This is a genomic window from Streptomyces diastatochromogenes (genome assembly GCF_002242805.1).
Classification (GTDB): Bacteria; Actinomycetota; Actinomycetes; order Streptomycetales; family Streptomycetaceae; genus Streptomyces; species Streptomyces diastatochromogenes.
The window spans coordinates 1-25,095 of record NZ_MCGQ01000038.1 but is presented as its reverse complement, the minus strand read 5'-3'; the positions used below and the strand labels follow the sequence as shown (position 1 = coordinate 25,095).

At 70.4% G+C, this 25,095-nt stretch carries 19 protein-coding genes; 12 read left to right on the top strand and 7 right to left on the bottom strand.

What is annotated here, in order from left to right:
- Positions 1–41: 41 nt before the first annotated feature.
- From BEK98_RS35405 to BEK98_RS35380, 6 genes are all read right to left on the bottom strand, one after another.
- Entirely contained in the window at positions 42–1,061 is a 1,020-nt protein-coding gene (locus tag BEK98_RS35405) for a glycoside hydrolase family 26 protein (protein WP_094220842.1), read from the bottom strand.
- Positions 1,058–2,653: a glycosyltransferase family 2 protein gene (locus BEK98_RS35400; RefSeq protein WP_208643320.1), complete on the bottom strand. Its 1,596-nt coding sequence runs from the start codon at positions 2,651–2,653 to the stop codon at positions 1,058–1,060. Before BEK98_RS35400 ends, BEK98_RS35405 begins: the two co-directional genes overlap by 4 nt.
- 125 nt (positions 2,654–2,778) lie before the next feature.
- Positions 2,779–3,498 carry a class I SAM-dependent methyltransferase gene (locus BEK98_RS35395; RefSeq protein WP_094220841.1) on the bottom strand — a complete coding sequence of 240 codons (720 nt, stop codon included), beginning with the start codon at positions 3,496–3,498 and terminating at the stop codon, positions 2,779–2,781.
- A 77-nt stretch (positions 3,499–3,575) separates the two neighbouring features.
- On the bottom strand, positions 3,576–6,026 hold the full coding sequence (locus tag BEK98_RS35390) for a SpoIIE family protein phosphatase (RefSeq protein WP_094220840.1): 2,451 nt from the start codon (positions 6,024–6,026) through the stop codon (positions 3,576–3,578).
- Between the two features lie 153 nt (positions 6,027–6,179).
- Entirely contained in the window at positions 6,180–8,576 is a 2,397-nt protein-coding gene (locus tag BEK98_RS35385) for an MFS transporter (protein WP_094220839.1), read from the bottom strand.
- 154 nt (positions 8,577–8,730) lie between these two features.
- Positions 8,731–9,174 (bottom strand): SRPBCC family protein, encoded by a 444-nt coding sequence (locus tag BEK98_RS35380; protein ID WP_094220838.1) that lies wholly within the window; start codon positions 9,172–9,174, stop codon positions 8,731–8,733.
- A gap of 134 nt (positions 9,175–9,308) precedes the next feature.
- Between BEK98_RS35380 and BEK98_RS35375 the strand changes: the two genes are divergently transcribed.
- The 3 genes from BEK98_RS35375 (at position 9,309) to BEK98_RS35360 (ending at position 12,950) form a co-directional block, all read left to right on the top strand.
- Positions 9,309–10,382, top strand: coding sequence for an Rv2578c family radical SAM protein (locus BEK98_RS35375; RefSeq protein WP_094220837.1), 1,074 nt, complete (start codon positions 9,309–9,311; stop codon positions 10,380–10,382).
- A 136-nt stretch (positions 10,383–10,518) separates the two neighbouring features.
- Positions 10,519–12,081: an alpha/beta hydrolase gene (locus tag BEK98_RS35370; protein ID WP_094220836.1), complete on the top strand. Its 1,563-nt coding sequence runs from the start codon at positions 10,519–10,521 to the stop codon at positions 12,079–12,081.
- 350 nt (positions 12,082–12,431) lie between these two features.
- On the top strand, positions 12,432–12,950 hold the full coding sequence (locus BEK98_RS35360; RefSeq protein ID WP_167444335.1) for a GNAT family N-acetyltransferase: 519 nt from the start codon (positions 12,432–12,434) through the stop codon (positions 12,948–12,950).
- Between the two features lie 7 nt (positions 12,951–12,957).
- Here BEK98_RS35360 and BEK98_RS35355 read toward each other — a convergent pair whose 3' ends face one another.
- The gene (locus BEK98_RS35355; RefSeq protein ID WP_094220835.1) at positions 12,958–13,539 is read right to left on the bottom strand and encodes an adenylosuccinate lyase; all 582 of its coding nucleotides are present in this window, start codon (positions 13,537–13,539) and stop codon (positions 12,958–12,960) included.
- Positions 13,540–13,918: 379 nt separating this feature from the next.
- Between BEK98_RS35355 and BEK98_RS35350 the strand changes: the two genes are divergently transcribed.
- From BEK98_RS35350 to pssA, 9 genes are all read left to right on the top strand, one after another.
- Positions 13,919–15,724, top strand: a complete 1,806-nt coding sequence (locus BEK98_RS35350; RefSeq protein WP_094220834.1) for a 3-hydroxyacyl-CoA dehydrogenase family protein — start codon at positions 13,919–13,921, stop codon at positions 15,722–15,724.
- 151 nt (positions 15,725–15,875) lie between these two features.
- Positions 15,876–16,712 (top strand): TetR family transcriptional regulator, encoded by an 837-nt coding sequence (locus tag BEK98_RS35345; RefSeq protein WP_208643319.1) that lies wholly within the window; start codon positions 15,876–15,878, stop codon positions 16,710–16,712.
- Between the two features lie 438 nt (positions 16,713–17,150).
- Positions 17,151–18,488, top strand: coding sequence for a crotonyl-CoA carboxylase/reductase (gene ccrA, locus BEK98_RS35340; RefSeq protein ID WP_167444339.1), 1,338 nt, complete (start codon positions 17,151–17,153; stop codon positions 18,486–18,488).
- Positions 18,489–18,497: 9 nt separating this feature from the next.
- The gene (locus tag BEK98_RS35335; RefSeq protein WP_094220831.1) at positions 18,498–20,525 is read left to right on the top strand and encodes a protein meaA; all 2,028 of its coding nucleotides are present in this window, start codon (positions 18,498–18,500) and stop codon (positions 20,523–20,525) included.
- Complete coding sequence (locus BEK98_RS35330; RefSeq protein ID WP_094220830.1) at positions 20,522–21,481, top strand: HpcH/HpaI aldolase/citrate lyase family protein; 960 nt, start codon at positions 20,522–20,524, stop codon at positions 21,479–21,481. The genes BEK98_RS35335 and BEK98_RS35330 overlap by 4 nt, the downstream gene beginning before the upstream one ends.
- Positions 21,482–21,486: 5 nt before the next feature.
- Positions 21,487–21,999, top strand: coding sequence for a MaoC family dehydratase (locus BEK98_RS35325; protein WP_062716551.1), 513 nt, complete (start codon positions 21,487–21,489; stop codon positions 21,997–21,999).
- A gap of 3 nt (positions 22,000–22,002) precedes the next feature.
- A complete protein-coding gene (locus BEK98_RS35320; protein ID WP_094220829.1) occupies positions 22,003–23,208 on the top strand; it encodes an acyl-CoA dehydrogenase family protein in 1,206 nt (401 codons plus the stop codon).
- A 170-nt stretch (positions 23,209–23,378) separates the two neighbouring features.
- Complete coding sequence (locus BEK98_RS35315; protein WP_094220828.1) at positions 23,379–24,035, top strand: phosphatidylserine decarboxylase; 657 nt, start codon at positions 23,379–23,381, stop codon at positions 24,033–24,035.
- A gap of 22 nt (positions 24,036–24,057) precedes the next feature.
- Positions 24,058–24,876, top strand: coding sequence for a CDP-diacylglycerol--serine O-phosphatidyltransferase (gene pssA / locus BEK98_RS35310; protein WP_094220827.1), 819 nt, complete (start codon positions 24,058–24,060; stop codon positions 24,874–24,876).
- The last annotated feature ends 219 nt before the right edge of the window (positions 24,877–25,095 follow it).

Here is a 25,095-nt window from a genome sequence, read left to right as displayed (position 1 = left end):
GGTTTCTGTCTTGTCTGCTTCTTCTGCTTCGTCTGCTTCGGCTACTTCAGGGCGGCGAAGTCGAGGTCGTACCGGTGGTTCCGGGCTGCCGTGCGGAACGCGGCCAGCGTCTCGGGACTGCTGTCGACCCGCCAGTCCGTCTCCTTGTTCAGGTCGAACCAGATGAAGCCCACGACGTCGCTGCGGGTGGCGACGGTCTTCAGCAGTTCGGTGATCTGCGCGCTCTTGCGCGGATTGGGCTGGGCCCCCGTCTCGGCCAGCAGGAAGGGACGCTGGGTGAAGGTCCTGATCTGGCGGAAGGTGGGCCCGAAGAGGGTCTGGAAGTCCTGGGCCCCGGTGCGCGCGTAGTAGCCGACGACGCCGATCCAGTCGACGTACCCGTCGCCGGGGTAGTACGGCTTCAGGGCCACCTGGGGCACCGGGTTGATGATGTTCGGGCTCCAGACCCAGATGACGGTGGAGACGCCCTCGTCCTGGAAGACGTCGTGGACGTGGCGCCAGGCCTTGACGAACTGGGCGGCGGTCGCGCCCTTGGTGCCCCAGGGGTACCAGGCGCCGTTCATCTCGTGGGCCAGGCTCATCGCCACGGGCACGTTCAGGGCGCGCAGCGTACGGGCGGTGCTGACGATGTACGCGTCCTGGCTGCCGTCGGCGATCTGCGCGAGGGTGGCCTTGTGCGGCTCCCAGGCGATGTACGGCAGCTGGCCGTTCTCCCACACGGCCTCGGTCTGGTCCGTCTGCAGCTCGTCGCCCCAGCCGAGGTAGTACTCCAGCATCGTCGGGGTGCGCCCGACCTGGGAGGCGTAGCGTGCGACGGGGCTCAGGTCCTTGGGGACGCCGTCGAAGGTGGCGCCGAAGTACTTGGCCTTGGGGTGCAACAGCGGGGTGACGTCGTAGGGCTGCGCGGGCACGTACGACGCGCCGCCGGGCCCGGTCGCGGCCGGCTGGGCGCCGTTGCCGCCGGCGCCGATGGGCGCCGGGCCGGAGCTGACGCAGCCCGCCAGGCAGAGGATCCCGGTCAGCAGGGCCGCCAGCGTCCGGGCGAGGGCGGTGGCCTTCACTCGGTCACCTCCTTCGGCTGGATCAGCACCCGGCCGACGGCCACCGCGTAGAACAGGCCCAGGGCCAGCATCAGCGCGAAGTTCTCCGGGTGGGCGCCGTTCATGCGCCACACGGCGAGGACCGGCCACAGCACGGCCGTGGGGGCGCTCCACAGCCACATCCCGCCCCAGAAGCGGCGGGTCTTGTTCTTCTTCGCGCCGCTGGATCCGGTGGGCTGCCAGCCCATCGGGCGGCGGCGTACGACGTCCCAGATGGCGAAGACGTGCGCCCATCCGTACATCACCCGGGTCGCCCAGGCCTCCAGCCGGTAGGGGTTGCGGTGCCACAGGGGGTAGACCACGGTCAGGTAGAGCACGCTGGGCAGGACCATCCAGTAGTTGGTGGCCTGCAGCTGGTCCGGGTAGTGGATCAGCAGGGTCAGCGCGATGAGCGGGGTGGTGAAGGTGAGCAGGGCCGTCTCGATGTAGTAGATGAAGCCGGACATGTAGCAGAGGCGGCTGGCGAAGCGCATCCGCACCTGCCAGAAGTCGCGCAGGCTGCCGAGCATGCTCATCGAGGCCATGCACCAGCGGTACTGCTGGTTGTAGTAGGCGCCCACGGTGTCGGGGCAGATGCCGGTGGACAGCGCGAGCGGTACGTAGCGCAGGTCCCAGCCGCGGGCCCGCAGGTCGAAGCCGGTGTGCATGTCCTCGGAGTGCTCGATGAGGCTGGTGCCGCCGATCTCGTCCAGGGCCGCGCGCCGGTAGACCGCGCAGGAGCCCACGCAGATGGAGCCGTCGCTGCGCTGCCGGGAGACCTGCACCGAGCGGTAGAACAGCTCCTGGACGGCGCCGCCGCCGCGCTCGATCCAGTTCTGCTGGTCCAGCACCCGGAAGAACTGCGGGGACTGGACGATGGCGCAGCGCGGGTCGTCGTCCAGGTACGGCATCAGCTCGTGCAGCAGGTCCGGGCGCGGGACGAAGTCGGCGTCCAGGATGAGGATCGCCTCGCCGGAGGAGTTCTCGAAGCCGTGGCGGAGGTTGCCGGCCTTCTTCATCCAGCCCCGGTTGGGCCGCACCAGGTGGCGGAAGCCGAAGTCGGCGGCCATGGCGGCCGCCTCCGCGCTGTCCCCGTCGTCGAGCACCAGGACCTCGACCCGGCCGGGGTAGGTGTCGGCCAGGATCCGTACGTGGCGCCAGGTGTTGTGCAGCACTTCCAGGGGCTCGCCGCACACCGGCAGGAAGACGTCGACGCTCGGGTGGTGCTGCGGCTGCCAGCGGCGGACCAGACGCCGGTGCCCCTTGAGGTCGAAGCTGGGCGCGAACGCCTCCAGGCGCAGGGATATGAGGAAGCCGACGACGGCCAGCAGCAGGGTGGGCGCGAACACCCAGATCCACCCGCTGTGCCGGGCGGTGTCGGCCTGGCTGTACAGCACACAGGCGAAGCCGAGGAAGGAACTGGACGTCAGCACCCAGGTGTGGCGCTTGACGTAGCTGTACTTCTCCCGTTCGTCGGGGGGCGTGGGCAGCAGCCCTGCGGGGGCCTTCGGGCGCCCGGAGCGCGGAGCACGCCGCCGCCCTCGGCTGCGTACTTCGGCCGTACGGACGGTCACGGCTAAGGGCCCCCCTCTACACCTTCGGGTGAATCAGCGAGGGGAATGCTATCGGAGGGATCTTCACCTAAGGGACACGGCTTAGTCACGGCCGGACCATCCCGTTCCGGCCGTGACGGGGCTGCTTACTTTCCGGTCAGGACGAACCAGCGCGCCGGCAGGTCGATGCGGGTGCCGTCGGCGTGGTACTCGGTCTGCGGCAGGGTCGTCTCGCCGCTCGCCAGGACCTTGAGGCCGGCCTTGCCGAGCAGCTGGGGGATCTCCTCGTCCTCGGCGTCGGCGGGCTTGAGGCCGTGGTGGAAGACGCGGCGCAGTTTGGGCGGCGGGCCGTCCGGGCCGGTGGCCGCCCGCTTGAGGACATCGCGTGAGCCGGAGGTGAGTTCGACGACGAAGGCGCGTCCCTCGGTGCCGATGATCTCGGCGACCGCGGCGGCCACCGCGGCACGCGCGTCCGGTTCGCTCTGGTGGATGACGGCCCGCATGTACACGTTGCTGTCGCCGAGCCGCTCGTGCAGGGCCCGTACGGCGTCGGTGTCGGTCAGGTCGAGCTGCTGGAACTCGACGGTGTCGCCGTGGCCGGCGCGGCGGGCGTGCTCGATGGCGGCGGGCGAGAGGTCGACGCCGACGGCTCGGGCGAACCGGGTGGCGAGGTAGCGGGTCTGGGTGCCGTTGCCGCAGCCCAGGTCGACGATGGTGCGCGCGGTGTCCGCATAGGGCAGGAGCAGCTCGCTGTGCGGCTCGGCGGTGAGGGAGGGATCGGAGTCCCAGATCGCCTCGCCCGTCGCGTCGGAGGTCTCGCGCCAGTAACTCTCCCACGCGTCACGGTAGTTGTCCGAGACGTTCATGTCGATCTCCCCACGGTCGGTTCCGTGATCGGGATATCGCGACGGCCGTCAGTGGGGCAAGGGGCGGGCGGTCACCTTCACCTTCCGCTGACGGTCTGTTCGAACCAGACGGTCTTGCGGTGCCCGGTCGCGCTGGCGCCCCACTCCCGGGCCAGCCGGCTGACCACGCGCAGACCGCGGCCCGACTCGTCGTACGGTCCGCTGGCGAGCATGGCGGGCAGGCCCGGTTCGTCGTCGGTGACCTCGAACAGCAGGGCGTCGGTGCGGACCACCCGCAGTCCGACCCGGCCGCCTCCCGCGTGCTGGACGGCGTTGGTGACGACCTCGCTGACCAGCAGCTGTGCCGTCTCCACCGTCTGCGGCAGGCCCCACTCCAGCAGCCGGTCCCGGACCAGGCGCCGGGCCCGGGCCACTTCGCGCGGGTCGGCGTCGAGGTGCCACTCGGCGACGTGGTCGTCGGGGATGCCGTTGAGCCGGGCCATGAGGAGGGCGACGTCGTCCTTGCGGCCGCCACGGGTGTTGAGGGCGCGGATGATGGTGTCGCAGGCGACGTCCATCGAGGCCGCGGGGTGGGCGGCGGACTCGCAGAGCGCGGCGAGGCCCTCGCCGATGTCGGAGCCGCGCACCTCGACCAGTCCGTCGGTGCACAGCACCAGCCGGTCGCCGGGTGAGACGCGGACGACGGTGGACTCGAACGGGACGCCGCCGACCCCTATGGGAGCGCCGGTGGGCAGGTCGAGCAGTTCGCTGCGGCCGTCCTCGGCGCGCACCAGGACGGGCGGGATGTGTCCGGCGTTGGCCAGGTGCAGTTCGCCGCGGATCGGGTCGTAGACCGCGTACAGGCAGGTGGCGAGGTAGTTCTCGCCGAGCCGCCGGGCCAGGTCGTCCAGGTTGCGCAGCAGTTGGGCCGGCGGGGTCTCCATGGTGGCCATGGTCTGTACGGCCGTACGCAACTGGCCCATCATGGCGGCCGAGTTGAGGCCGTGGCCCATGACGTCGCCGACCACGAGGGCGGTGCGCGAGCCGGGCAGCTTGATGGTGTCGAACCAGTCGCCGCCGATCCGGCCGAGCCGGGTGCCGGGCAGATAGCGGGTCGCCACGTCACAGCCGGCCATCCGCGGGTTCACCTGCGGCAGCATGCTGTCCTGGAGGGTGTCGGCGACGTTCTCCTGGTACGTGTACATGCGGGCGTTGTCGAGCACGAGCCCTGCGCGGGCGGCGAGTTCGGCGCCGGTGGTGCGGTCCATGTCGTCGAAGGCCGGGCGGTCGGGGCGGCGCATGAGCACCATGAAGCCGAGCACGACGTTGCGGGCCTTGAGCGGCACGATGAGCAGGGAGCGGCCGGTGATGAGCGGCCTGAGGTCGCGCTTCTCGAACTCGCCGGAGATGCGGTGGGACAGCTCCTCGGTGACCCTCGGGATGAGCACCGGTTCGCCCGTGACCATGCACTTGTAGAACGGGGTGTGTTCGGGGAAGGCGACTGCCTCGCCGACCGGCACGGTGTCGTCCCAGCGGCCCGGTTCGTCGTTGTGCTCGACCGAGACGCGGAACATCACGGTGCTCGTGTCCGGCGGGCCGTCCGGGAAGCCCTCGCCCGCGAGGACGGCGGCGCGCAGATGGGTGCCGGCGAAGTCCGCGAAGCGGGGCACGGCGGCGCTGGTGACCTCGCGGATGGTCTCGCCGAGGTCGAGCGAGGACCCGATGCCGGAGCTGACCTCGTTGAGGAACTCCAGCCGCTCGCGCACGGCGGCGTACTCGAGGTCCTGCTCGGCGCCGAGCGGGACCACGGCGGCCGTGCGCTGCTGCGGTACGAGGGCTTCGGCGGGGCCGCGGCCGGGGCGGCGCGGGACGCCCCAGTACGGGGTGACGGGCACCCGGTCGTACTGGCTGAACTCCAGGACGGGGTAGCCGAGTTCGAGGACCTGGGAGACGATGCGGCCGCTGAGTCCGGGGCCCATGTTGGGCAGGATCTCGGGGAGCCGGCGCTCCAGTTCGGCGGAGGCGGGCAGTTCGGTGTGGCGGGCGAAGCCGGGCGAGATGCGTTCGGCGGTCTCGTCGTCGTACCCGCGCTCGTCCCGCAGCCGGGTGGCGTCCGCGGCGAGCACCAGAAGCCGCGAGGGCCCCGGGCCGATCAGCGGGTAGGCCCACCACAGCACGTCGATGCGGGTGCCGTGGTCCGCGTGCGGGAAGAGGCGGGCGCGGCCCGCCGTCGCGTAGCCGGTACGGCCGTCGAGGGAGGCCTCCAGGTCGGGGCCGAGCCCGTCGTGCGCCTGGTGGAGGCCGTAGGTGTCCGGCAGCGCGTCGTCGGGGAGGTCGTCGGCGAGTGCGCCGGAGACCGGGAGCAGGTCGGCGGCGGGGTGCCCGATCGCGTCGTCGCGCTGCACGCCGAACAGGCGGCGCGCTCCGCTGCTCCAGTGGGACACCAGGCCGTCGCGGTCGACGACGATCACGCCCAGCGGAACCCGGCCCGCGGCCGCGTCGCCTGCGCCGCGGCCGGGAGGTTCGTCCCGCTCGCTGCCACGGTCCATGGCCCAGGCCCTCTCTCCCCACGGCTGTTCGCAAACGATCTGTGCCGCCCGTCACTACGGTACGGCGGCGGCCGGTAGCAATGTGTGGCAATCCTGGAATTGGTTTCACCGGATCACCCCGGCGCGCAGCTCAGCGCCCTGCGGGCGCCCCCCTCAGTCCTCGTGGCCCAACTGCAGGTCACGTTCGGTGCGGCCGCCGCCCGCGACCTGGAGGACGGTGGCGACCGGTGGGTAACCTGCGGCGATGACGGTGTACTCGCCGGAGGAGAGATCCACGAACCGGAAGGTTCCGTCCGTTCCGGTGGTGAGGGTGTCGACGACGTTGCCGGCGGCGTCCAGGAGCGTGACGCGCGCGTCCTCCACGGGGCGGCCGCCGTTCGCCCGGACGGTGCCCTTCAGGACGGCGCCGCCCGCGAGTTCGATGTCCTGCCGGGTCTCCCGGGCGGCCTGCACGGTGACCGGCAGGGCCGCGGGGCGGAAGACGGGGGCGCTGGCGGCGAGGGTGTACTCGCCGGCGACCAGTTCGGTGATGACGTAACTGCCCTCGCGGCCGCTGCGGGTGGCGGCGACGACCTCGCCGTGCACGTTGGTGAGGGTGACGGTGGCGTCCCGGACGGCGCTGCCGTCGGCGGTGAGCACGCTGCCGGCGAGGCGTCCGGCGCCGCCGAGGACGACGTCGAGTTCGACGGGCCGCTCGCCGACGGTCACGGAGACGGCCTGCGGCTGGTGGCCGCCCGCGGCGGCGATCAGGACGTACGAGCCGGTGCCGGGAGTGGCGAGCGCGTACCGTCCGTCCTCGCCGCTCGCGCCCCGTCCGACCTGCTGTCCGGCGATGTCGATGAGGGTGAGCGCCGCGCGGGGCACCACGGTCCCGTCGGGGTGCTGGACCGTGCCGCACACCGGGATTCCGGCGCTGTGCGGCGAACGGGCCTGCGGGATGGGGGCGTTCACGGTGGCGGGCTCCGTCTCGGTGGCGTGGTGGGACACCAGCGGTTTCTCCTTGAGGAAGAAGGCGATGACCAGGCCGAGGACGAGCACCGGGACGAGATAGAGGAAGATCCGGGGCATCGCGTCGGCGTAGGCGCGGATGTAGGCGTCGCGCAGGGCCGGCGGCAGCGCGTGGACGAGCTGCGGGGTGAGCGACTCGGGGTCGGGCAGCCGGGCGCCCGCGCGCGGGGGCAGTTCCCTGCGCAGGGAGTCGGTGAGCCGGTTCGCGAAGAGGGTGCCGAAGACGGCGGCGCCGACGCTGCCGCCGATCTGCCGGAAGTAGGTGTTGGCGCTGGTGGCGGTGCCGAGGTCGGCGGGGCGCACGGAGTTCTGCACGGCGAGCACGAGGACGGGCATCACCAGGCCGATGCCCGCGCCGAGGACCGCCATCCAGATGCTGTAGTGCAGCCGGGGCGTGTCGGTCTCCAGGCGGGACAGCAGCCACATGCCGACGGCGGCGAGGGCGCCGCCGAGCAGGGGGAAGATCTTGTAGCGCCCGGTGTGGGTGATGAGCTGCCCGCCGATGACCGAGGCGCCGACGATGCCGGCCATCATCGGCAGCATCAGCAGCCCGGACTCGGTGGCGCTGGCCCCGTCGACCATCTGCAGGAAGGTCGGCAGATAGCTGGCCGCGCCGAACAGGGCGACACCGATCACCAGGCCGACCAGGCCGGTGACGTTGAAGACGGAGTCCCTGAACAGCCGGAGCGGGATGAGGGGTTCGGCGGCGAAGTGCTCGGCGACGAGGAAGAGGACGGTGGCGGCGAGGGCGCCCGCGCCGAGGCCGAGGATCTCCCGCGAGCCCCAGGCGTACTCCGTGCCGCCCCAACTGGTCAGCAGCACCAGGCAGGTGGAGGCCGCGGCGAGCAGCAGGGCGCCGAGGACGTCGAGGCGGGCCTTGGTGGCAGGCTTGGGCAGCTTGAGGACGACGGTGACGACGGCCAGGGTGACCAGGCCGAAGGGGACGTTGACGTAGAAGCACCAGCGCCAGGAGAGGTGGTCGGTGAAGTAGCCGCCGAGCAGCGGTCCGGCGACGGAGGCGAGGCCGAAGACGGCGCCGATCAGGCCCATGTAGCGGCCGCGCTGCCGGGACGGCACGATGTCGGCGATGATCGCCTGCACGCCGATCATGAGCCCGCCCGCGCCCACGCCCTGGAGGGCGCGGAAGGCGATCAGCTGGTCCATGGTCTGCGCCCGCCCGGCGAGCGCGGAGCCGACGACGAAGACCAGGATCGCGAACTGGAAGACGCCCTTGCGGCCGAAGAGGTCACCCATCTTGCCGTACAGGGGCAGGCCGATGGTGGAGGTCAGCAGATAGGCCGTGATCGCCCAGGACATCCGGTCCAGGCCGTGCAGCTCGCCGACGATCTTCGGCAGCGCGGTGGCGACGATCATCTGGTCCAGCGCGGCGAGCAGCAGCGTGAGCATGAGCCCGAAGAAGACCAACCGCACCCGGCGCGTGCCGAGTTCCGCGGCCGGGGCGGGGGGCGGAGGTTCGTCGGCAGTCTCCGCCGGGGCCGGTGCCACGGCCGGCTCGTGCTGCACCAGAGTCGTCCCGCCCACGTACGGCTCCCCTCGTCGCGCCTGTCACACATTTCCCGCGTTATGCGACAACTGCGAACAAGTACGGCGAGTTACGGCGCAATTCCGGACGGCACCGAGAACCACCCGAACCGGTGAGGGGGCGCAACGCCCCCTCACCGGCCCGTGTTTGACGTTACTTCTCCACCTGGGCGGCGAGGTTGGCGAGGATCGCGTCGTAGATCCGGCCGAGGCCCTTGGGGGCGAAGGTCTTCTCGAAGAAGCCGCCGATGCCGCCGGCGCCCTTCCACGTGGTGGTGACGACGACCCGGGAGCTGCCCTCGCCGGCCGGGGTGACGCGCCAGGTGGTGACCATCGAGGAGTTGCGGTCCTTCTCGACGAGTTCGCCGTCGGTGGGCTCGCTGACCTCCAGGAGGCAGTCGCGCACACGCTTGCTGGTGGCCTGGAGCTTCCAGTGGACGAGGGTGCCCTCGCCGTCGCCACCCTCGCGCACCTCGTACTCGCTGAAGTGTTCGGGCAGCAGCTGCTGCCGCGTGCCGGTGTAGTCGGCGAGCGCGTCGAACACCTTCTCCGCGTCCGCCGCGACGACCCGCTCCGTGGTGGCCTCGACCTGCGCCATTGCGTTCCTCCAGGACCTGGTTTCTCGGGGTTGGGGCAAGCCAACCACCCCGGCGCCCGGCCACCCAAATCGGGGTCGCACGATCATGGGAACGTATGTTCTATTGTGTGCGCGAGCGCTACCTAGGAGGCGTCATGCGCTGGGAGAACCTCACCGTGGAATCCGGGGAGCCCGGAGAGTCCGGCGGTCACGGCCGGGCCGCCGATGCCGCGCTGTTCGGCGCGGACGCCGTCGTCACCCGCACCTTCGACACGCCCGAGTTCCGCGGGATCACCTTCCACGAGGTGCGGGCCCGCTCGATCCTGAACCGGGTGCCGGGCGCCTCGCGCATGCCGTTCGAATGGACGGTGAACCCCTACCGCGGCTGCACGCACGCGTGCGTGTACTGCTTCGCCCGCAAGACGCACAGCTACCTGGACCTCGACACGGGGATCGGCTTCGACACCCAGATCGTGGTGAAGGTGAACGCGCCCGAGGTGCTGCGCCGCCAGCTGGCCTCGCGCCGCTGGCAGGGCGACCACGTGGCGATGGGCACCAACGTCGACTGCTACCAGCGCGCCGAGGGCCGCTACCGGCTGATGCCGGGCATCATCACGGCCCTCACCGAGCACGCGAACCCGTTCTCGATCCTGACCAAGGGCACGCTGATCCTGCGCGACCTGGAGCTGCTGACCCGGGCGGCCCAGGTGACGGACGTCGGCATCTCGGTCTCCGTGGGCTTCACCGACACCGAGCTGTGGCGCACGGTGGAGCCGGGCACACCGGCGCCCGAGCGCCGCCTGGACGTCGTGCGCACCCTCGGCGAGCACGGCATCGGCTGCGGGGTGCTGATGGCGCCGGTCGTCCCGTTCCTGAGCGACCATCCGGCCCAACTGCGGGACACCGTGCGGGCGATCGCGGCGGCCGGGGCCACCTCGGTCACCCCGCTGGTGCTGCATCTGCGGCCGGGCGCCCGGGAGTGGTTCATGGCCTGGCTCGGCCGGCACCACCCGCACCTGGTGCGCCGCTACGAGCGGCTGTACGCGGAGGGTGTCTACGCGCCCAAGTGGTACCAGCGCCGGATCACCCGTCAGGTGCACGAGCTGGCCCAGGAGTACGGCATCGGCCCCACGCGCGCGGGCGCGGCCCGGCGAATCCGGCCGACCGAGGCCTCCGCCGCCGCCGAGCCTCCGGCCACGTCCGAACCGACCCAACTCACCCTCATTTGAGAGCGTTGGAGCGCATCCCTCGACCCAATTGGGTCAACTATTGACAGAACGGGTTCTTCAGGGCGCTCTCTTCGGGACGATGCGGCGAGAACCGTGACCTTCGCGGTTCGCATCACCCTCCGTCCCGGGAGGACCCATGAGGACACGCGCAGCCATGCTGTGCGCAGCCGCCGCCATGGTGGCGGGCTCGGTCACGGCCGTGCCCGCGCAGGCGGCCCCCACCGCTCCGGCGGCGAAGCTCGCCTGGAAGACCTGTGGCACCAGCGACTACCCGACGCTCCAGTGCGCGTCCGTGAAGGTGCCGCTGGACCACACGCACCCGTCCGGCAAGCAGATCACCCTCGCCCTGTCCCGCGTCCCGCACACCGCGGAGACCTCCCAGGGCCCGCTGCTGGTCAACCCCGGCGGCCCCGGCGGCAGCGGTCTGACGCTCGCCGGATTCGTCGCGGCCGCGCTGCCCAGGAGCGTGGCGGCGCAGTACGACGTCATCGGCTTCGACCCGCGCGGGGTGGGCCGCAGCACCCCGGCCCTCGACTGCTCGCCCCGCCACTTCAAGACGGTGCGTCCGGACACCGTGCCCGCCACCGCCGCGCTGGAGCAGAAGAACCTGCAGCGCGCGCGGTCCTTCGCCGCCGCCTGCGGCAGCAAGTACGCGAGCGTGCTGCCGTACATCAACACCGCCGAAGCGGTCCAGGACATGGACTCGATCCGGCAGGCCCTGGGCGCGCGGAAGATCAGCTACTTCGGCTACTCCTACGGCACCTACCTCGGCGCGGTCTACGCCAAGCTCTTCCCCGAGCGGGTCCGCCGCCTGGTGCTGGACTCGATCGTGAACCCGACCGGGGTCTGGTACGAGGACAACCTCGGCCAGGACTACGCCTTCAACGACCGCCACCGGGCGCTGATGGCGTGGATCGCCAAGTACGACTCCACGTACCGGCTCGGCAAGGACCCCGAGAAGGTCGAGGCCGCGTGGTACGCGATGCGGGCGGCCCTGGCGAAGAAGCCGGCCGGCGGCAAGGTCGGCGCCGCCGAGCTGGAGGACACCTTCATCCCCGGCGGCTACTTCAACGGCTACTGGCCCTACCTCGCCCAGGCGTTCTCGGCCTACGTCCACGACAGGAACGCCGAGCCGCTGGTGGAGGCGTACCAGAACTTCGCCGCCGTGGACGCCTCGGGCGACAACGGCTACAGCGTCTACACGGCGGTGCAGTGCCGTGACGCCTCCTGGCCGCGCTCGTGGACTCGCTGGCGGACGGACACCTGGGGGGTGTACGCGAAGGCACCCTTCATGGCCTGGAACAACGCCTGGTACAACGCCCCGTGCGCGTACTGGCCCGCCAGTACCCGCAAGCCGGTGAACATCGCCAACGGCAAGCTGCCCCCGACGCTGCTGTTCCAGGCGACGGACGACGCGGCGACCCCGTACCCCGGCGGAGTGACGGCCCACCACCTGCTGGCCCGCTCCAGCCTGGTGGTCGAGGAGGGCGGCGGCAACCACGGCGTCACGCTGAGCGGCAACAGCTGCCTGGACAAGTACCTGGCCGCGTATCTGAAGAGCGGCGCGGTGCCGCACGGCACCGGCACGGTGGACGCGGTGTGCCGGAAGTCCCCGGACCCGAAGCCGCTCAAGGCGAAGGCGGCCTCGACGTCGTCGCGCGGCTCGACCCTGCACGGCCTGCTGGGCTTCCGCCGGTAGCCGACCCTCCCGGCCCGTCGGGGGCGTTGTCGGACCCGTGGTCCACCATGGAGCCATGAGTGAACCGACCCGGATCCCCGCCCCCGACGGGGTCGCACCCGCGGCCCAGTACAGCCACGTGGTCAGCCGGTCGGCGAGGACGAGCCGACCGCCCAAACCCGGCAGGTATCCGAGAACCTGAGGCGCTGTCCGGCCACCACCGGGGTGTACGTACCAGCGATCCTTCCCCTGGCTCTCAGCCCCGTTTGAGCAGGGGAGAGCCCTGTAGCCCATGCCGCACCCATACCCGACGCCTGGCTTCCGGCGAATAACCACGGGCGCCCGCGGGAGCGGCTCTCTAGGGTGCCGCCATGGACACCCCGCCCCCGCACATCCGTCCGATGGCCCTCGGCGACTGCGACCGCGTCTCGGAGATCCGTATCCGTGGCTGGCAGCACGCCTACCGGGGGCTCATGCCGCAGCCGTACCTCGACGCGCTCAGCGTGGCGCGGGACGCCGAGAAGCGGCGGGCCTGGTTCGGGCAGGGGGACGGCACCGTGGTGAACCTGGTCGCCGAGCGGGACGGCCAGGTCGTCGGGTGGGCGGCGTACGGGCCGTACCGGGACGGTGAAGTGCGGACCGGGGACGCCGAGTTGTACGCCATCTACATCGATCCCGTGCACCTCGGCAGCGGGGCCGGGCGGGCGCTGCTGGCCGCGTCGGTCGAGCGGTGCTCCGGGTACCCGCGCATGTTCCTGTGGGTCCTGAAGGAGAACACGCGGGCCCGCCGCTTCTACGAGCGGGCCGGTTTCCGTGCGGACGGCGCCGAGGAGCCCTTCGACGTGGACGGCGTGGCCGTCCCCGAGGTGCGGTACGCCAGGGAGCTGTGAGCGGGCGTCACCCCTGCCTCTGCTGCGGGATGCGGGCCAGCGCGTGCACCGCCGCCTCGGCGAGCGCCGGATGCGCGAGGGCCTCGCTCAGGACCCGGCGGGCGCGGGCGTCGCCGAGGGTGCCGAGGCCCTCCACGCAGGCCAGGGCCACCCGCCGGTACGGGTCGTGCGGGCTCAGCCGCCGCTCCAGGGTGGTGATCAGCGCGGGCACGGACTCGGGCGCGCGCAACTCGACCAGGAGCCGTACCGGGTGCAGGGCGTAGGCGACCCGCAGTTCGTTGGTGGCGAGGGCCGCGGCCGCGCGGGCCGTGCGCGGGTCGCCGAGCCGGGAGAGGGCGTGGGCGGCGGAGGCACAGCGCGGCGGGTCGCGGTGGTTGAGCAGCAGCACCAGGGACTCGAAGGCGCGCCGGTCGCCGGCGACGCCCAGCCGGAACGCCGCCAGTTCCCTGGCCCACAGCGGCTGTCCCGGCGCGATGAGCACCTCGGCCAGTTCGTCGTGGTCCTCGGTCGCCACCAGCCGCTCGTACGCCACCGAGCCGCGCGACTCCTGCCGTACGCGTTCCGTGAGCGATCGCCACTCTTCGTCCACGAAGACCAGCCTAGGCGGGTCGCCCCCGCCGAGGGAGCTACATCACAAACTCGGTCCGGCTCAGGGCTGGCGCGCTCGTTACCCGCCGGTTAAGCTCATTCGAGCGAGTTACCCACTCGCACATCCACTGACGACGGTTTGGTGACGCAGCCGTCGTGAGCGTGGTCGGTTCGGTACATCGGTACCGCTTGCACGACCCGGCTCCGGGACAGGGCCGGTCGGATTCAGCCGCTCCCGGGCGTGTGCACGCCCGCGGCGACGGCCCCCGGGCGTGTGCGCTCGCAGCCCGGCAACACCCGCACTTCTCTCCGCACCGGTGTGCGCCTTCCGGCGCACCCGGCGCGTTCCCAGTCGTCACCCTCATTCCTGGAGTCCCGCGATGGCCACTCCCCTGTCCGACACCCCTCTGTCCCCGCTCAAGACGATCGCCGTCGTCGGTCTCGGCACCATGGGCACCGGCATCACCGAGGTCCTCGCGAAGGCCGGCCGCGAGGTGATCGGCATCGACGTCAGCGAGGCCCAGGCCACGAAGGCCGTCGCCGCCCTGGAGGCCGCCACCGCCCGCGCCGTGGAGCGCGGCCGGCTGACCGAGCAGGAGCGCGCGGACCTCCTGGCCCGGGTCCGCACCTCCACCGACCTCGCCGCGGCGGCCGCCGCCGACCTGGTCATCGAGGTGGCACCGGAGTCGTACGAGATCAAGCACCAGATCTTCCGCGAACTGGACGGCATCGTCCGCCCCGAGACGATCCTCGCGACCGGCACCAACGCCCTGTCGGTCACCCGGCTCGCCGCCGACTCGGCCCGCCCGGAGCGCGTGCTCGGCCTGCACTTCTTCAACCCGGCCCCGGCGATGAAGCTGGTCGAGGTGGTCTCCTCGGTGCTGACCGCTCCGCCGGCCGTCGCCGCCGTCACCGACCTCGCGATCGAACTCGGCAAGGAGCCGGTCGCGGTCGGCGACCGCCCCGGCTTCGTCGCGGACGGGCTGCTGTTCGGCTACCTCAACCAGGCCGCCGCGATGTACGAGGCCCGGTACGCCTCCCGCGAGGACATCGACGCGGCGATGCGGCTCGGCTGCGGCCTGCCCATGGGCCCCCTCGCCCTGCTGGACCTCATCGGCGTCGACACCGCGCGTACGGTCCTGGAGGCCATGTACGCCGAGTCCGGCGACCGGCTGCACGCCCCCGCCCCGATCCTGAAGCAGCTCAGCGAGGCGGGCCTGACCGGCCGCAAGTCGGGGCGCGGCTTCTACACGTACGAGGCACCGGGCAGCGCCGTGACCGTCCCGGACGCACTGACCCCGCAGGAGGGGAACACGCGGGTCGCGGCCCGTTCCGTGCGCTCCGTCGGCGTCGCGGGGTCGGGCACGATGGCCTCCGGGATCGCCGAGGTGTTCGCCAAGGCCGGGTACGAGGTCGTCCTGGCCGCCCGCAGCGAGGAGAAGGCCCAGGTCGCCAAGGCCCGGATCGGCAAGTCGCTGGCCCGCTCCGTCGACAAGGGCCGGCTGACCGCCGAGGCCGCCGCCCAGGCGCTGGAGCTGATCACCCCGGCGGGCTCGTACGACGCCTTCGCCGACGTCGACCTGGCCGTCGAGGCGGTCGCCGAGGACCTGGAGATCAAGCAGCAGCTGTTCGCGACGCTGGACAAGGTCTGCAAGCCGGGCGCGGTGCTCGCCACCACCACCTCCTCGCTGCCCGTGGTCGCCTGCGCCCGCGCCACCTCGCGCCCGCAGGACGTGATCGGCATGCACTTCTTCAACCCGGCCCCGGCGATGAAGCTGGTCGAGGTCGTGCGCACGGTCCTGACGGCCGACGACGTCCACGCCACCGTCCGCGAGGTCTGCGCGAAGGTCAGGAAGCACGCCGTGGACTGCGGCGACCGGGCCGGGTTCATCGTGAACGCGCTGCTGTTCCCGTACCTGAACAACGCGGTCAAGATGGTCCAGGAGCACTACGCGTCCCTGGACGACATCGACGCCGCGATGAAGCTGGGCGGCGGCTACCCGATGGGCCCCTTCGAGCTGCTGGACGTCGTCGGTCTGGACGTCTCGCTCGCGATCGAGAAGGTGCTGCACCGCGAGTTCCGCGACCCGGGCCTGGCCCCGGCCCCGCTGCTGGAGCACCTGGTGGCCGCGGGCTGCCTCGGCCGCAAGACCGGCCGCGGCTTCCGCGAGTATGCCCGCCGCTGACGGGCTCGGTGACTGGTTCGACGGTGCCCCGGAGGGCGCGGAGTGGGGCGGGCTGCTGGATCCGGTGGCGTTTCCCCCGCTCTCCCGAGCCGGCGGTCCCCCGCCCTCCACGGGCGGGGGAAACCCCGGACCTGCGCATCGAGCTGCGGACATGCAGTACGTTCGGGTCATGCCCCAGCCCGCCAAGTCCTCACGTACACCAGCCACGCCCGACGCACCGGAAAGTGCCGCAGGCAGTCGCGCCGCCGCCCAGCGGCTGAAAATGCGCCGGGAACTGGCAGCCGCAGCGATGGAGCTGTTCGCTACCAAGGGGTACGAGGCGACCACCGTCGACGAGATCGCGGCCGCGGCCGGGGTCGCGCGCCGTACCTTCTTCCGCCACTTCCGCTCCAAGGAAGAGGCGATCTTCCCGGACCACGACGACACGCTGATCCGCGCCGAGGCGGTCCTCAACGCCGCCCCCGCGCACGAGCACCCGCTCGACACCGTGTGCCGAGGCATCAAGGAAGTCATGAAGATGTACGCGGCCCGGCCGGAGATCTCGGTCGCCCGCTACAAGCTGACGCGCGAGGTGCCCACCCTGCGCGAGGCCGAGATCGCCTCGGTCGCCCGCTACGAGCGTCTGTTCACCCGCTATCTGCTCGGCCACTTCGACGAGCACGCGCACGCCGACGACGCCAACGACGACCCGCTGCTCGCCGAGGTGGCCGCCTCCGCCGTCGTCACCGCCCACAACCACGTCCTCAGGCGCTGGCTGCGGGCCGGTGGCCAGGGCGACGTGGAGGCCCAGCTCGACCACGCCTTCGCGATCGTGCGCAAGACCTTCGGCACCGGCATCGGCGCCGGACGCGGCTCGGCGCCCAGGCCCGCAGCCACGGCCCCGGCGACGGTCTCCGCGCACGGCGAGGTGCTCGTGACGGTCGCCCGCACGGACGCCCCGCTGGACGAGGTCATGCGCACCATCGAGGAGGCGCTCAAGGAACGCTGAGCACGCTGAGCACGCGTTCCCCGCTGTGACAACGGCCACCCCAACCGGGTGGCCGTTTTGGCATGTCAGGGGCCCTTTTCCAGCAGATTTCAGAGGCCGTTCGATCGATCATCGCTCATTTGTTACGTAAAGATTTCATCTGAGGCCAGCTTCTGGCACTCAGTGCCTTGCGGCCTGACACGCGGTGTCATACGTTGAAGGAGTCCGGGCGGCCGGCGCGCAGAGACCCATCGCGCGTCGGCTGTCCCAGCAAGCCGATGGCCTGCACGCCCGGACGCCTGCGTCACAGGCAACCTCCCGCGCCACAAAGCGCTGCCGAAGCACCACCCGCCGAACCGACGGCATCACCCAAAACCCTCAGCAGCACTCTCAGCAGCACCGACGAACCCTCAGCGCCCCTCCCTCAGGGCGCTCACCGCCGGAGGCAATACCGTGACCGTGAAGGACATCCTGGACGCGATCCAGTCGCCGGAATCGACGCCGGCCGACTTCGCAGCCCTGCCGCTCCCCGAGTCGTACCGCGCGATCACCGTGCACAAGGACGAGACGGAGATGTTCGCGGGCCTGGAGACCCGCGACAAGGACCCGCGCAAGTCGATCCACCTGGACGAGGTCCCGGTGCCCGAACTGGGCCCGGGCGAGGCCCTGGTGGCCGTCATGGCCTCCTCGGTCAACTACAACTCGGTGTGGACCTCGATCTTCGAGCCGCTGTCCACCTTCGGGTTCCTGGAGCGCTACGGCCGGCTCAGCGAGCTGACCAAGCGCCACGACCTGCCGTACCACATCATCGGCTCCGACCTCGCGGGCGTCGTCCTGCGCACCGGCCCCGGCGTGAACGCCTGGAACCCCGGTGACGAGGTCGTCGCGCACTGCCTGTCCGTCGAGCTGGAGTCCAGCGACGGCCACAACGACACGATGCTCGACCCCGAGCAGCGCATCTGGGGCTTCGAGACCAACTTCGGTGGTCTCGCCGAGATCGCGCTCGTCAAGTCCAACCAGCTGATGCCGAAGCCCAAGCACCTCAGCTGGGAGGAGGCCGCGGCCCCGGGCCTGGTCAACTCCACCGCCTACCGCCAGCTGGTCTCCCGCAACGGCGCCGGCATGAAGCAGGGCGACAACGTCCTCATCTGGGGCGCGAGCGGCGGACTCGGCTCGTACGCCACGCAGTTCGCGCTCGCGGGCGGCGCCAACCCGATCTGTGTCGTCTCCAGCGACCAGAAGGCGGACATCTGCCGGTCCATGGGCGCCGAGGCGATCATCGACCGCAACGCCGAGGGCTACAAGTTCTGGAAGGACGAGCAGAACCAGGACCCGCGCGAGTGGAAGCGCTTCGGCAAGCGCATCCGTGAACTCACCGGCGGCGAGGACGTGGACATCGTCTTCGAGCACCCCGGCCGCGAGACCTTCGGCGCCTCGGTCTACGTCACGCGCAAGGGCGGCACCATCGTCACCTGCGCCTCGACGTCCGGCTACAACCACGAGTACGACAACCGCTACCTGTGGATGTCGCTGAAGCGGATCATCGGCTCGCACTTCGCCAACTACCGCGAGGCCTGGGAGGCCAACCGGCTCATCGCGAAGGGCAAGATCCACCCGACCCTGTCGAAGGTCTACTCCCTGGAGGAGACCGGCCAGGCCGCCTACGACGTGCACCGCAACCTCCACCAGGGCAAGGTCGGCGTGCTGTGCCTCGCCCCCGAGGAGGGCCTGGGCGTGCGCGACGAGGAGATGCGCGCCAAGCACATCGACGCCATCAACCGCTTCCGGAACATCTGAGAGCCATAGATGACAGAGCGTCAGAAGGACCGTCCGTGGCTCATGCGGACGTACGCCGGCCACTCCACGGCCGAGGCGTCCAACGAGCTGTACCGGCGCAACCTCGCCAAGGGGCAGACCGGTCTGTCGGTGGCGTTCGACCTGCCGACGCAGACCGGCTACGACCCCGACCACATCCTCGCCCGCGGCGAGGTCGGCCGGGTCGGCGTGCCCGTATCGCATCTTGGTGACATGCGCCGTCTCTTCCAGGACATCCCCCTGGAGCAGATGAACACCTCGATGACGATCAACGCCACCGCCATGTGGCTGCTGGCGCTCTACCAGGTCGTCGCCGAGGAGCAGGGCGCGGACATCACCAAGCTCCAGGGCACGACCCAGAACGACATCGTCAAGGAGTACCTGTCCCGGGGGACGCACGTCTTCCCGCCCGGGCCGTCGCTCCGTCTGACGACGGACATGATCGCGTACACGGTCTCCCACATCCCGAAGTGGAACCCGATCAACATCTGCAGCTACCACCTGCAGGAGGCCGGGGCCACGCCGGTGCAGGAGATCGCGTACGCGATGTCCACCGCCATCGCCGTCCTCGACGCCGTGCGCGACAGCGGCCAGGTGCCGCAGGAGCGCATGGGCGACGTGGTCGCGCGCATCTCCTTCTTCGTGAACGCGGGCGTCCGCTTCGTCGAGGAGATGTGCAAGATGCGGGCGTTCGGCCGCATCTGGGACAAGGTCACGCGTGAGCGGTACGGCATCGAGAACCCCAAGCAGCGCCGGTTCCGCTACGGCGTCCAGGTCAACTCGCTCGGCCTGACCGAGGCGCAGCCGGAGAACAACGTCCAGCGGATCGTGCTGGAGATGCTGGCCGTGACCCTCTCCAAGGACGCACGCGCGCGTGCCGTGCAGCTGCCGGCCTGGAACGAGGCCCTGGGCCTGCCCCGCCCCTGGGACCAGCAGTGGTCGCTGCGCATCCAGCAGGTCCTCGCGCACGAGAGCGACCTGCTGGAGTACGAGGACATCTTCGAGGGCTCGCACGTCATCGAGGCGAAGGTCTCCCAGCTGATCGAGGACTCCCTCGCGGAGATCGACCGCATCCAGGAGATGGGCGGCGCGATGGCGGCCGTCGAGTCCGGCTACCTCAAGTCGCAGCTCGTTTCCTCGCACGCCGAGCGCCGGGGCCGGATCGAGTCCGGCCAGGAGAAGATCGTCGGCGTCAACATCTTCGAGACGACCGAGCCGAACCCGCTCACCGCCGACCTGGACGCCGCGATCCAGACGGTCGACCCGGCCGTCGAGGCCCGGGTGGTCGCCGCCATCGGGACCTGGCGCGACACGCGCTACCAGCCGCCCTTCAACCACCCGCGCCCGTGCAAGGCGCTGGAGCGGCTCAAGGAGGCCGCCAAGGGCACCGGCAACCTGATGGAGGCCACCCTGGAGTGCGCCCGTGCCGGGGTCACGACCGGCGAGTGGGCGGGCGCGCTGCGGGAGGTGTTCGGGGAGTTCCGGGCGCCGACCGGGGTCTCCTCCGCCCCCATAGCCGTCCCCGTCGAGGCGGGCTCGGCACTCGCCGAGGTCCGTGCCAAGGTGGACGCCACCGCCCGCGAGCTGGGCTCCGGCAAGCTCCGCTTCCTGGTCGGCAAGCCCGGCCTGGACGGGCACTCCAACGGCGCCGAGCAGATAGCCGTCCGCGCGCGTGACGCCGGCTTCGAGGTGGTCTACCAGGGCATCCGGCTCACCCCCGAGCAGATCGTGGACGCCGCCCTGGCGGAGGACGTGCACGCCGTGGGCCTGTCGATCCTGTCCGGCTCGCACGCCCAGCTGGTGCCGGACGTCCTCGAGCGGCTGCGTGTGGCCGGTGCCACAGATATACCGGTGATCGCCGGTGGCATCATCCCCAACGGTGATGCCGAGCAGCTCAGGGAAGCCGGAGTGGCCGCGGTCTTCACCCCGAAGGACTTCGACATCACCGGGATCATCGGCCGCATCGTCGACGAGATCCGGAAAGCGAACAAGCTCGACCCCCTGGAGGTCCCCGCATGACCGTCAACCGTCTTCGTCCGCGGCGTTCCTGCCTCGCCGTGCCGGGGAGCAACCCCCGCTTCCTGGAGAAGGCGCAGGGCCTCCCGGCCGACCAGGTCTTCCTGGACCTGGAGGACGCGTGCGCGCCGCTCGCGAAGCCCGAGGCCCGGCACACCATCGTCAAGTTCCTCAACGAGGGCGACTGGACGGGCAAGACGCGGGTCGTGCGCGTCAACGACTGGACGACCGAGTGGACGTACCGCGATGTCGTGACGGTGGTCGAGGGCGCCGGCCAGAACCTCGACTGCATCATGCTGCCCAAGGTGCAGAACGCCGAGCAGATCGTCGCCCTGGACCTGCTGCTGACGCAGATCGAGAAGACCATGGGCTTCGAGGTCGGCAAGATCGGCATCGAGGCGCAGATCGAGAACGCCCAGGGCCTCAACAACGTCAACGCGATCGCCCAGGCCTCGCCGCGCGTCGAGACGATCATCTTCGGCCCGGCCGACTTCATGGCCTCCATCAACATGAAGTCGCTGGTCGTGGGCGAGCAGCCGCCCGGCTACCCGGCGGACGCCTACCACTACATCCTGATGAAGATCCTGATGGCCGCCCGCGCCAACAACCTCCAGGCGATCGACGGCCCCTACCTGCAGATCCGCAACATCGACGGCTACCGCGAGGTCGCCCAGCGCGCCGCGGCCCTGGGCTTCGACGGCAAGTGGGTGCTGCACCCGGGCCAGGTCGAGGCGTCCAACGAGATCTTCTCGCCCTCCCAGGAGGACTACGACCACGCCGAGCTGATCCTGGACGCGTACGACTACTACACGTCCGAGGCGGGCGGCAAGAAGGGCTCCGCGATGCTCGGCGACGAGATGATCGACGAGGCCAGCCGCAAGATGGCCCTGGTCATCTCCGGCAAGGGACGCGCCGCCGGCATGCAGCGCACGTCGAAGTTCGAGATCCCGGAGGCCTGAGCGCGATGCAGTTCGGACGCACCTACGAGGAGTTCGAGGTCGGCGCGACGTACAAGCACTGGCCGGGGAAGACGGTCACGGAGTACGACGACCACCTGTTCTGTCTCCTCACCATGAACCACCACCCGCTCCACATGGACACCAACTATGCGGAGAAGACGACGGACTTCGGCAAGAACGTCGTCGTCGGGAACTACATCTACTCGCTCCTGCTCGGCATGTCCGTCCCGGACATCTCCGGCAAGGCGATCGCCAACCTGGAGATCGAGTCGCTCAAGCACGTGGCGCCGACCTTCCACGGCGACACGATCTACGGCCAGACGACCGTGCTCGACAAGTGGCCGTCCAAGTCGAAGAACGACCGCGGCATCGTCTACGTCGAGACCAAGGGCTACAAGCAGGACGGCACCCTGGTGTGCGTCTTCCGCCGCAAGGTCATGGTGCCCACCGAGACGTACATCAAGGAGCGCGGCGGCGAGCAGCCCGGCCGCCCCGAGCTCAAGCAGCAGGAGAAGTAAGCCATGGCCCGTCTCGCCCAGACCGCCGGTCTGACCGACATCCAGCAGGAGATCCTCTCCACCGTTCGGGACTTTGTCGACAAGGAGATCATTCCTGTCGCGACCGAGCTGGAGCACCGCGACGAGTACCCCCAGCAGATCGTGGACGGCCTGAAGGAACTCGGCCTGTTCGGTCTGATGATCCCCGAGGAGTACGGGGGCCTGGGCGAGTCGCTTCTCACCTACGCGCTGTGCGTGGAGGAGATCGCCCGCGGCTGGATGTCGGTGTCCGGCATCATCAACACGCACTTCATCGTCGCGTACATGCTCAAGCAGCACGGCACGCAGGAGCAGAAGGACCACTTCCTGCCGCGCATGGCGGCCGGCGACATCCGGGGCGCGTTCTCGATGTCGGAGCCGGGCCTGGGCTCCGATGTGTCGGCCATCACATCGAAGGCGGTCAAGGACGGCGACGAGTACGTCCTGAACGGTCAGAAGATGTGGCTGACCAACGGCGGCACCTCGTCGCTGGTGGCCGTTCTCGTCCGAAGTGACGAAGGACACCCCGAGGGCACGGCGCCCCACAAGTCGATGACGACCTTCCTGATCGAGAAGGAGCCCGGCTTCGGCGAGGTCCGCCCCGGCCTCACCATCCCGGGCAAGATCGAGAAGATGGGCTACAAGGGCGTCGACACCACCGAGCTGATCATGGACGGTCTGCGCCTTCCGGCCGATCGGGTGCTCGGCGGCGTCACCGGCCGAGGTTTTTACCAAATGATGGACGGAGTCGAGGTCGGCCGCGTCAACGTGGCGGCGCGTGGCTGCGGTGTCGCCCAGCGCGCGTTCGAGCTGGGCGTCCAGTACGCCCAGCAGCGGCACACGTTCGGCAAGCCGATCGCCCAGCACCAGGCCATCCAGTTCAAGCTGGCGGAGATGGCCACCAAGGTCGAGGCCGCGCATGCCATGATGGTCAACGCGGCACGCAAAAAGGACTCCGGAGAACGAAACGACCTCGAGGCAGGGATGGCGAAGTACCTCGCCTCCGAGTACTGCAAGGAGGTCGTGGAGGATGCCTTCCGGATCCACGGCGGCTACGGCTTCTCCAAGGAGTACGAGATCGAGCGCCTCTACCGGGAGGCTCCGATGCTGCTCATCGGTGAAGGTACCGCCGAGATCCAGAAAATGATCATCGGGCGCAGGCTGCTCGAAGAGTATCGATTCCAGGGCTGATTGTCCGGATACGGGGTGTTTTCTTCGAGAAGAAGATCACACCCCGTAGGCACTCTTCAGCCGCCGACTCGGCTTCCTGGCTTGCCCAGTTGTAGCCCACGCCCGGTACGATCCCGGGAAAGCCGCCGTCCCCCGTCAGAGCGCGGCATCATCCGCTACGAAGGTCATCCATGCCCCACAGCCAAACCTCTGCACCTCGCGACCGCCAGGTCGGCGTACGCCTCGCGCGCGGAGCATCGCCGTGGCTTCTCCCGACCGTCGCCACCGCAGCCCTCAGCCTGGCCCGCGCCCGTCGCTCCGGCGCCGCCAAGGCCGTCGCCGTGCCCGCCACCGCGCTCGCGGCGGGCATGCTGTGGTTCTTCCGCGACCCCGAGCGTGAGATCGCCCAGGGCCGTGTCATCTCGCCCGCCGACGGTGTGGTGCAGAGCATCATGCCCTGGAAGGACGGCCGCACCCGGGTCGCGATCTTCATGAGCCCGCTCAACGTCCACGTCAACCGCGCGCCCCTCGCGGGCACGGTGACGTCGGTCGAGCACATCCCCGGCGGCTTTGTTCCGGCTTTCAACAAGGAGAGCGAGAACAACGAGCGCGTAGTCTGGCATTTCGACACCGAACTCGGCGACATCGAGATGATCCAGATCGCCGGCGCGGTGGCCCGCCGCATCGTGCCCTACCTCCCGGAAGGCACGAAGGTCGAGCAGGGCGACCGAATCGGTCTGATCCGCTTCGGCTCGCGTGTCGACCTCTACCTGCCCGAGGGCGTGGAGGTCGCGGTCGAGGTCGGCCAGAAGACCGTGGCTGGGGTGACTCGCATTGACCGTGATTGATCCGGAGACCCAGGCGGGCTGGGTGCCCGAGGCCGACGAGGTGGACGACGAGGAGGAGATGCCTCTTTCTCTCCGCCTCTCAATAGCGGACACCCTGACGCTGGGCAACGCCACGTGCGGCTTCATGGCGGTGTACTTCACGACCACCGGCATCCTGATCCCGCACCTCACCGACAGCCAGGAGTCCGGCATGGCGCGCAACAGCGCGGCCACGGCGGTCATCCTGATGCTGTGCGCAGCCGTGTTCGACCTGTTCGACGGCCTGGTGGCGCGCAAGCTCCGCTCCTCCCCCATGGGCGCCGAGCTGGACAACCTCTCGGACCTGATCAGCTTCGGACTGGCGCCCGCGTACTTCGTGCTGGTCTACGGCATGGTCGCGGACGACGCGTACCAGAAGGTGGCGGCGGTCGGGGCAATCGTGGTGCTCCTGGCCGTGGTGCTGCGCCTGGCGCGCTTCTCGTGCGTGACGCCGACCAACGGCATGTTCCAGGGCATGCCGTCGCCGTTCGGCGCGCTGACGGTCGTCTCGATCGTGCTCCTGGAGCTGCCCTTCTTCGCGACGCTCCTGGCGATCCTCGGTACGGCCTGGCTGATGGTGAGCCGGGTCGAGTACCCGAAGCCGCGGGGCCGCCTCGCCGTGGCCATGCTGTCCTGGATCGTCCTGTCCATGGGCCTCCTGACCGCCTGGGCCTTCGACGCCCCGGGCGGCCAGCTGCTCCTCCAGACGGGCTGCGCCCTGCAGCTGGTCATGGGCGCGGTGATCCCGCTGTTCGCCACGGCTCGCCGGGTGAACAACTTCCGCGACAACCGGCGTGAGGCGCGGGCAGCCCAGCTGCCGTAACGCTCACGCTTGAGGGCCCCGAACCTGGTTGGGTTCGGGGCCCTTCGTTTTGTGCGCGCCCGGCGTCGATGTGGCCGTCCTGGGGGCTCCGCCCCCAGACCCCCCTTGCCCACCCGCCCACCCGTCTCGGTGGGCTGGGAAGGTGCCGTCTCGGTCGGACGGGTGGGGGTCGTCTCGGGCGGCTGAATGGGTGCCCTTTCGGCCTACCGAGTCGGGTGG

Coding starts and splice junctions, on each gene's coding strand:
- BEK98_RS35395 (WP_094220841.1), bottom strand. CDS start 3,498: ATGAACGTCTCGGACAACTACCGTGACGCGTGGGAGAGTTACTGGCGC.
- BEK98_RS35390 (WP_094220840.1), bottom strand. CDS start 6,026: ATGGACCGTGGCAGCGAGCGGGACGAACCTCCCGGCCGCGGCGCAGGC.
- BEK98_RS35380 (WP_094220838.1), bottom strand. CDS start 9,174: ATGGCGCAGGTCGAGGCCACCACGGAGCGGGTCGTCGCGGCGGACGCG.
- BEK98_RS35375 (WP_094220837.1), top strand. CDS start 9,309: ATGCGCTGGGAGAACCTCACCGTGGAATCCGGGGAGCCCGGAGAGTCC.
- BEK98_RS35370 (WP_094220836.1), top strand. CDS start 10,519: ATGAGGACACGCGCAGCCATGCTGTGCGCAGCCGCCGCCATGGTGGCG.
- BEK98_RS35360 (WP_167444335.1), top strand. CDS start 12,432: ATGGACACCCCGCCCCCGCACATCCGTCCGATGGCCCTCGGCGACTGC.
- BEK98_RS35350 (WP_094220834.1), top strand. CDS start 13,919: ATGGCCACTCCCCTGTCCGACACCCCTCTGTCCCCGCTCAAGACGATC.
- BEK98_RS35345 (WP_208643319.1), top strand. CDS start 15,876: ATGCAGTACGTTCGGGTCATGCCCCAGCCCGCCAAGTCCTCACGTACA.
- BEK98_RS35335 (WP_094220831.1), top strand. CDS start 18,498: ATGACAGAGCGTCAGAAGGACCGTCCGTGGCTCATGCGGACGTACGCC.
- BEK98_RS35330 (WP_094220830.1), top strand. CDS start 20,522: ATGACCGTCAACCGTCTTCGTCCGCGGCGTTCCTGCCTCGCCGTGCCG.
- BEK98_RS35325 (WP_062716551.1), top strand. CDS start 21,487: ATGCAGTTCGGACGCACCTACGAGGAGTTCGAGGTCGGCGCGACGTAC.
- BEK98_RS35320 (WP_094220829.1), top strand. CDS start 22,003: ATGGCCCGTCTCGCCCAGACCGCCGGTCTGACCGACATCCAGCAGGAG.
- BEK98_RS35315 (WP_094220828.1), top strand. CDS start 23,379: ATGCCCCACAGCCAAACCTCTGCACCTCGCGACCGCCAGGTCGGCGTA.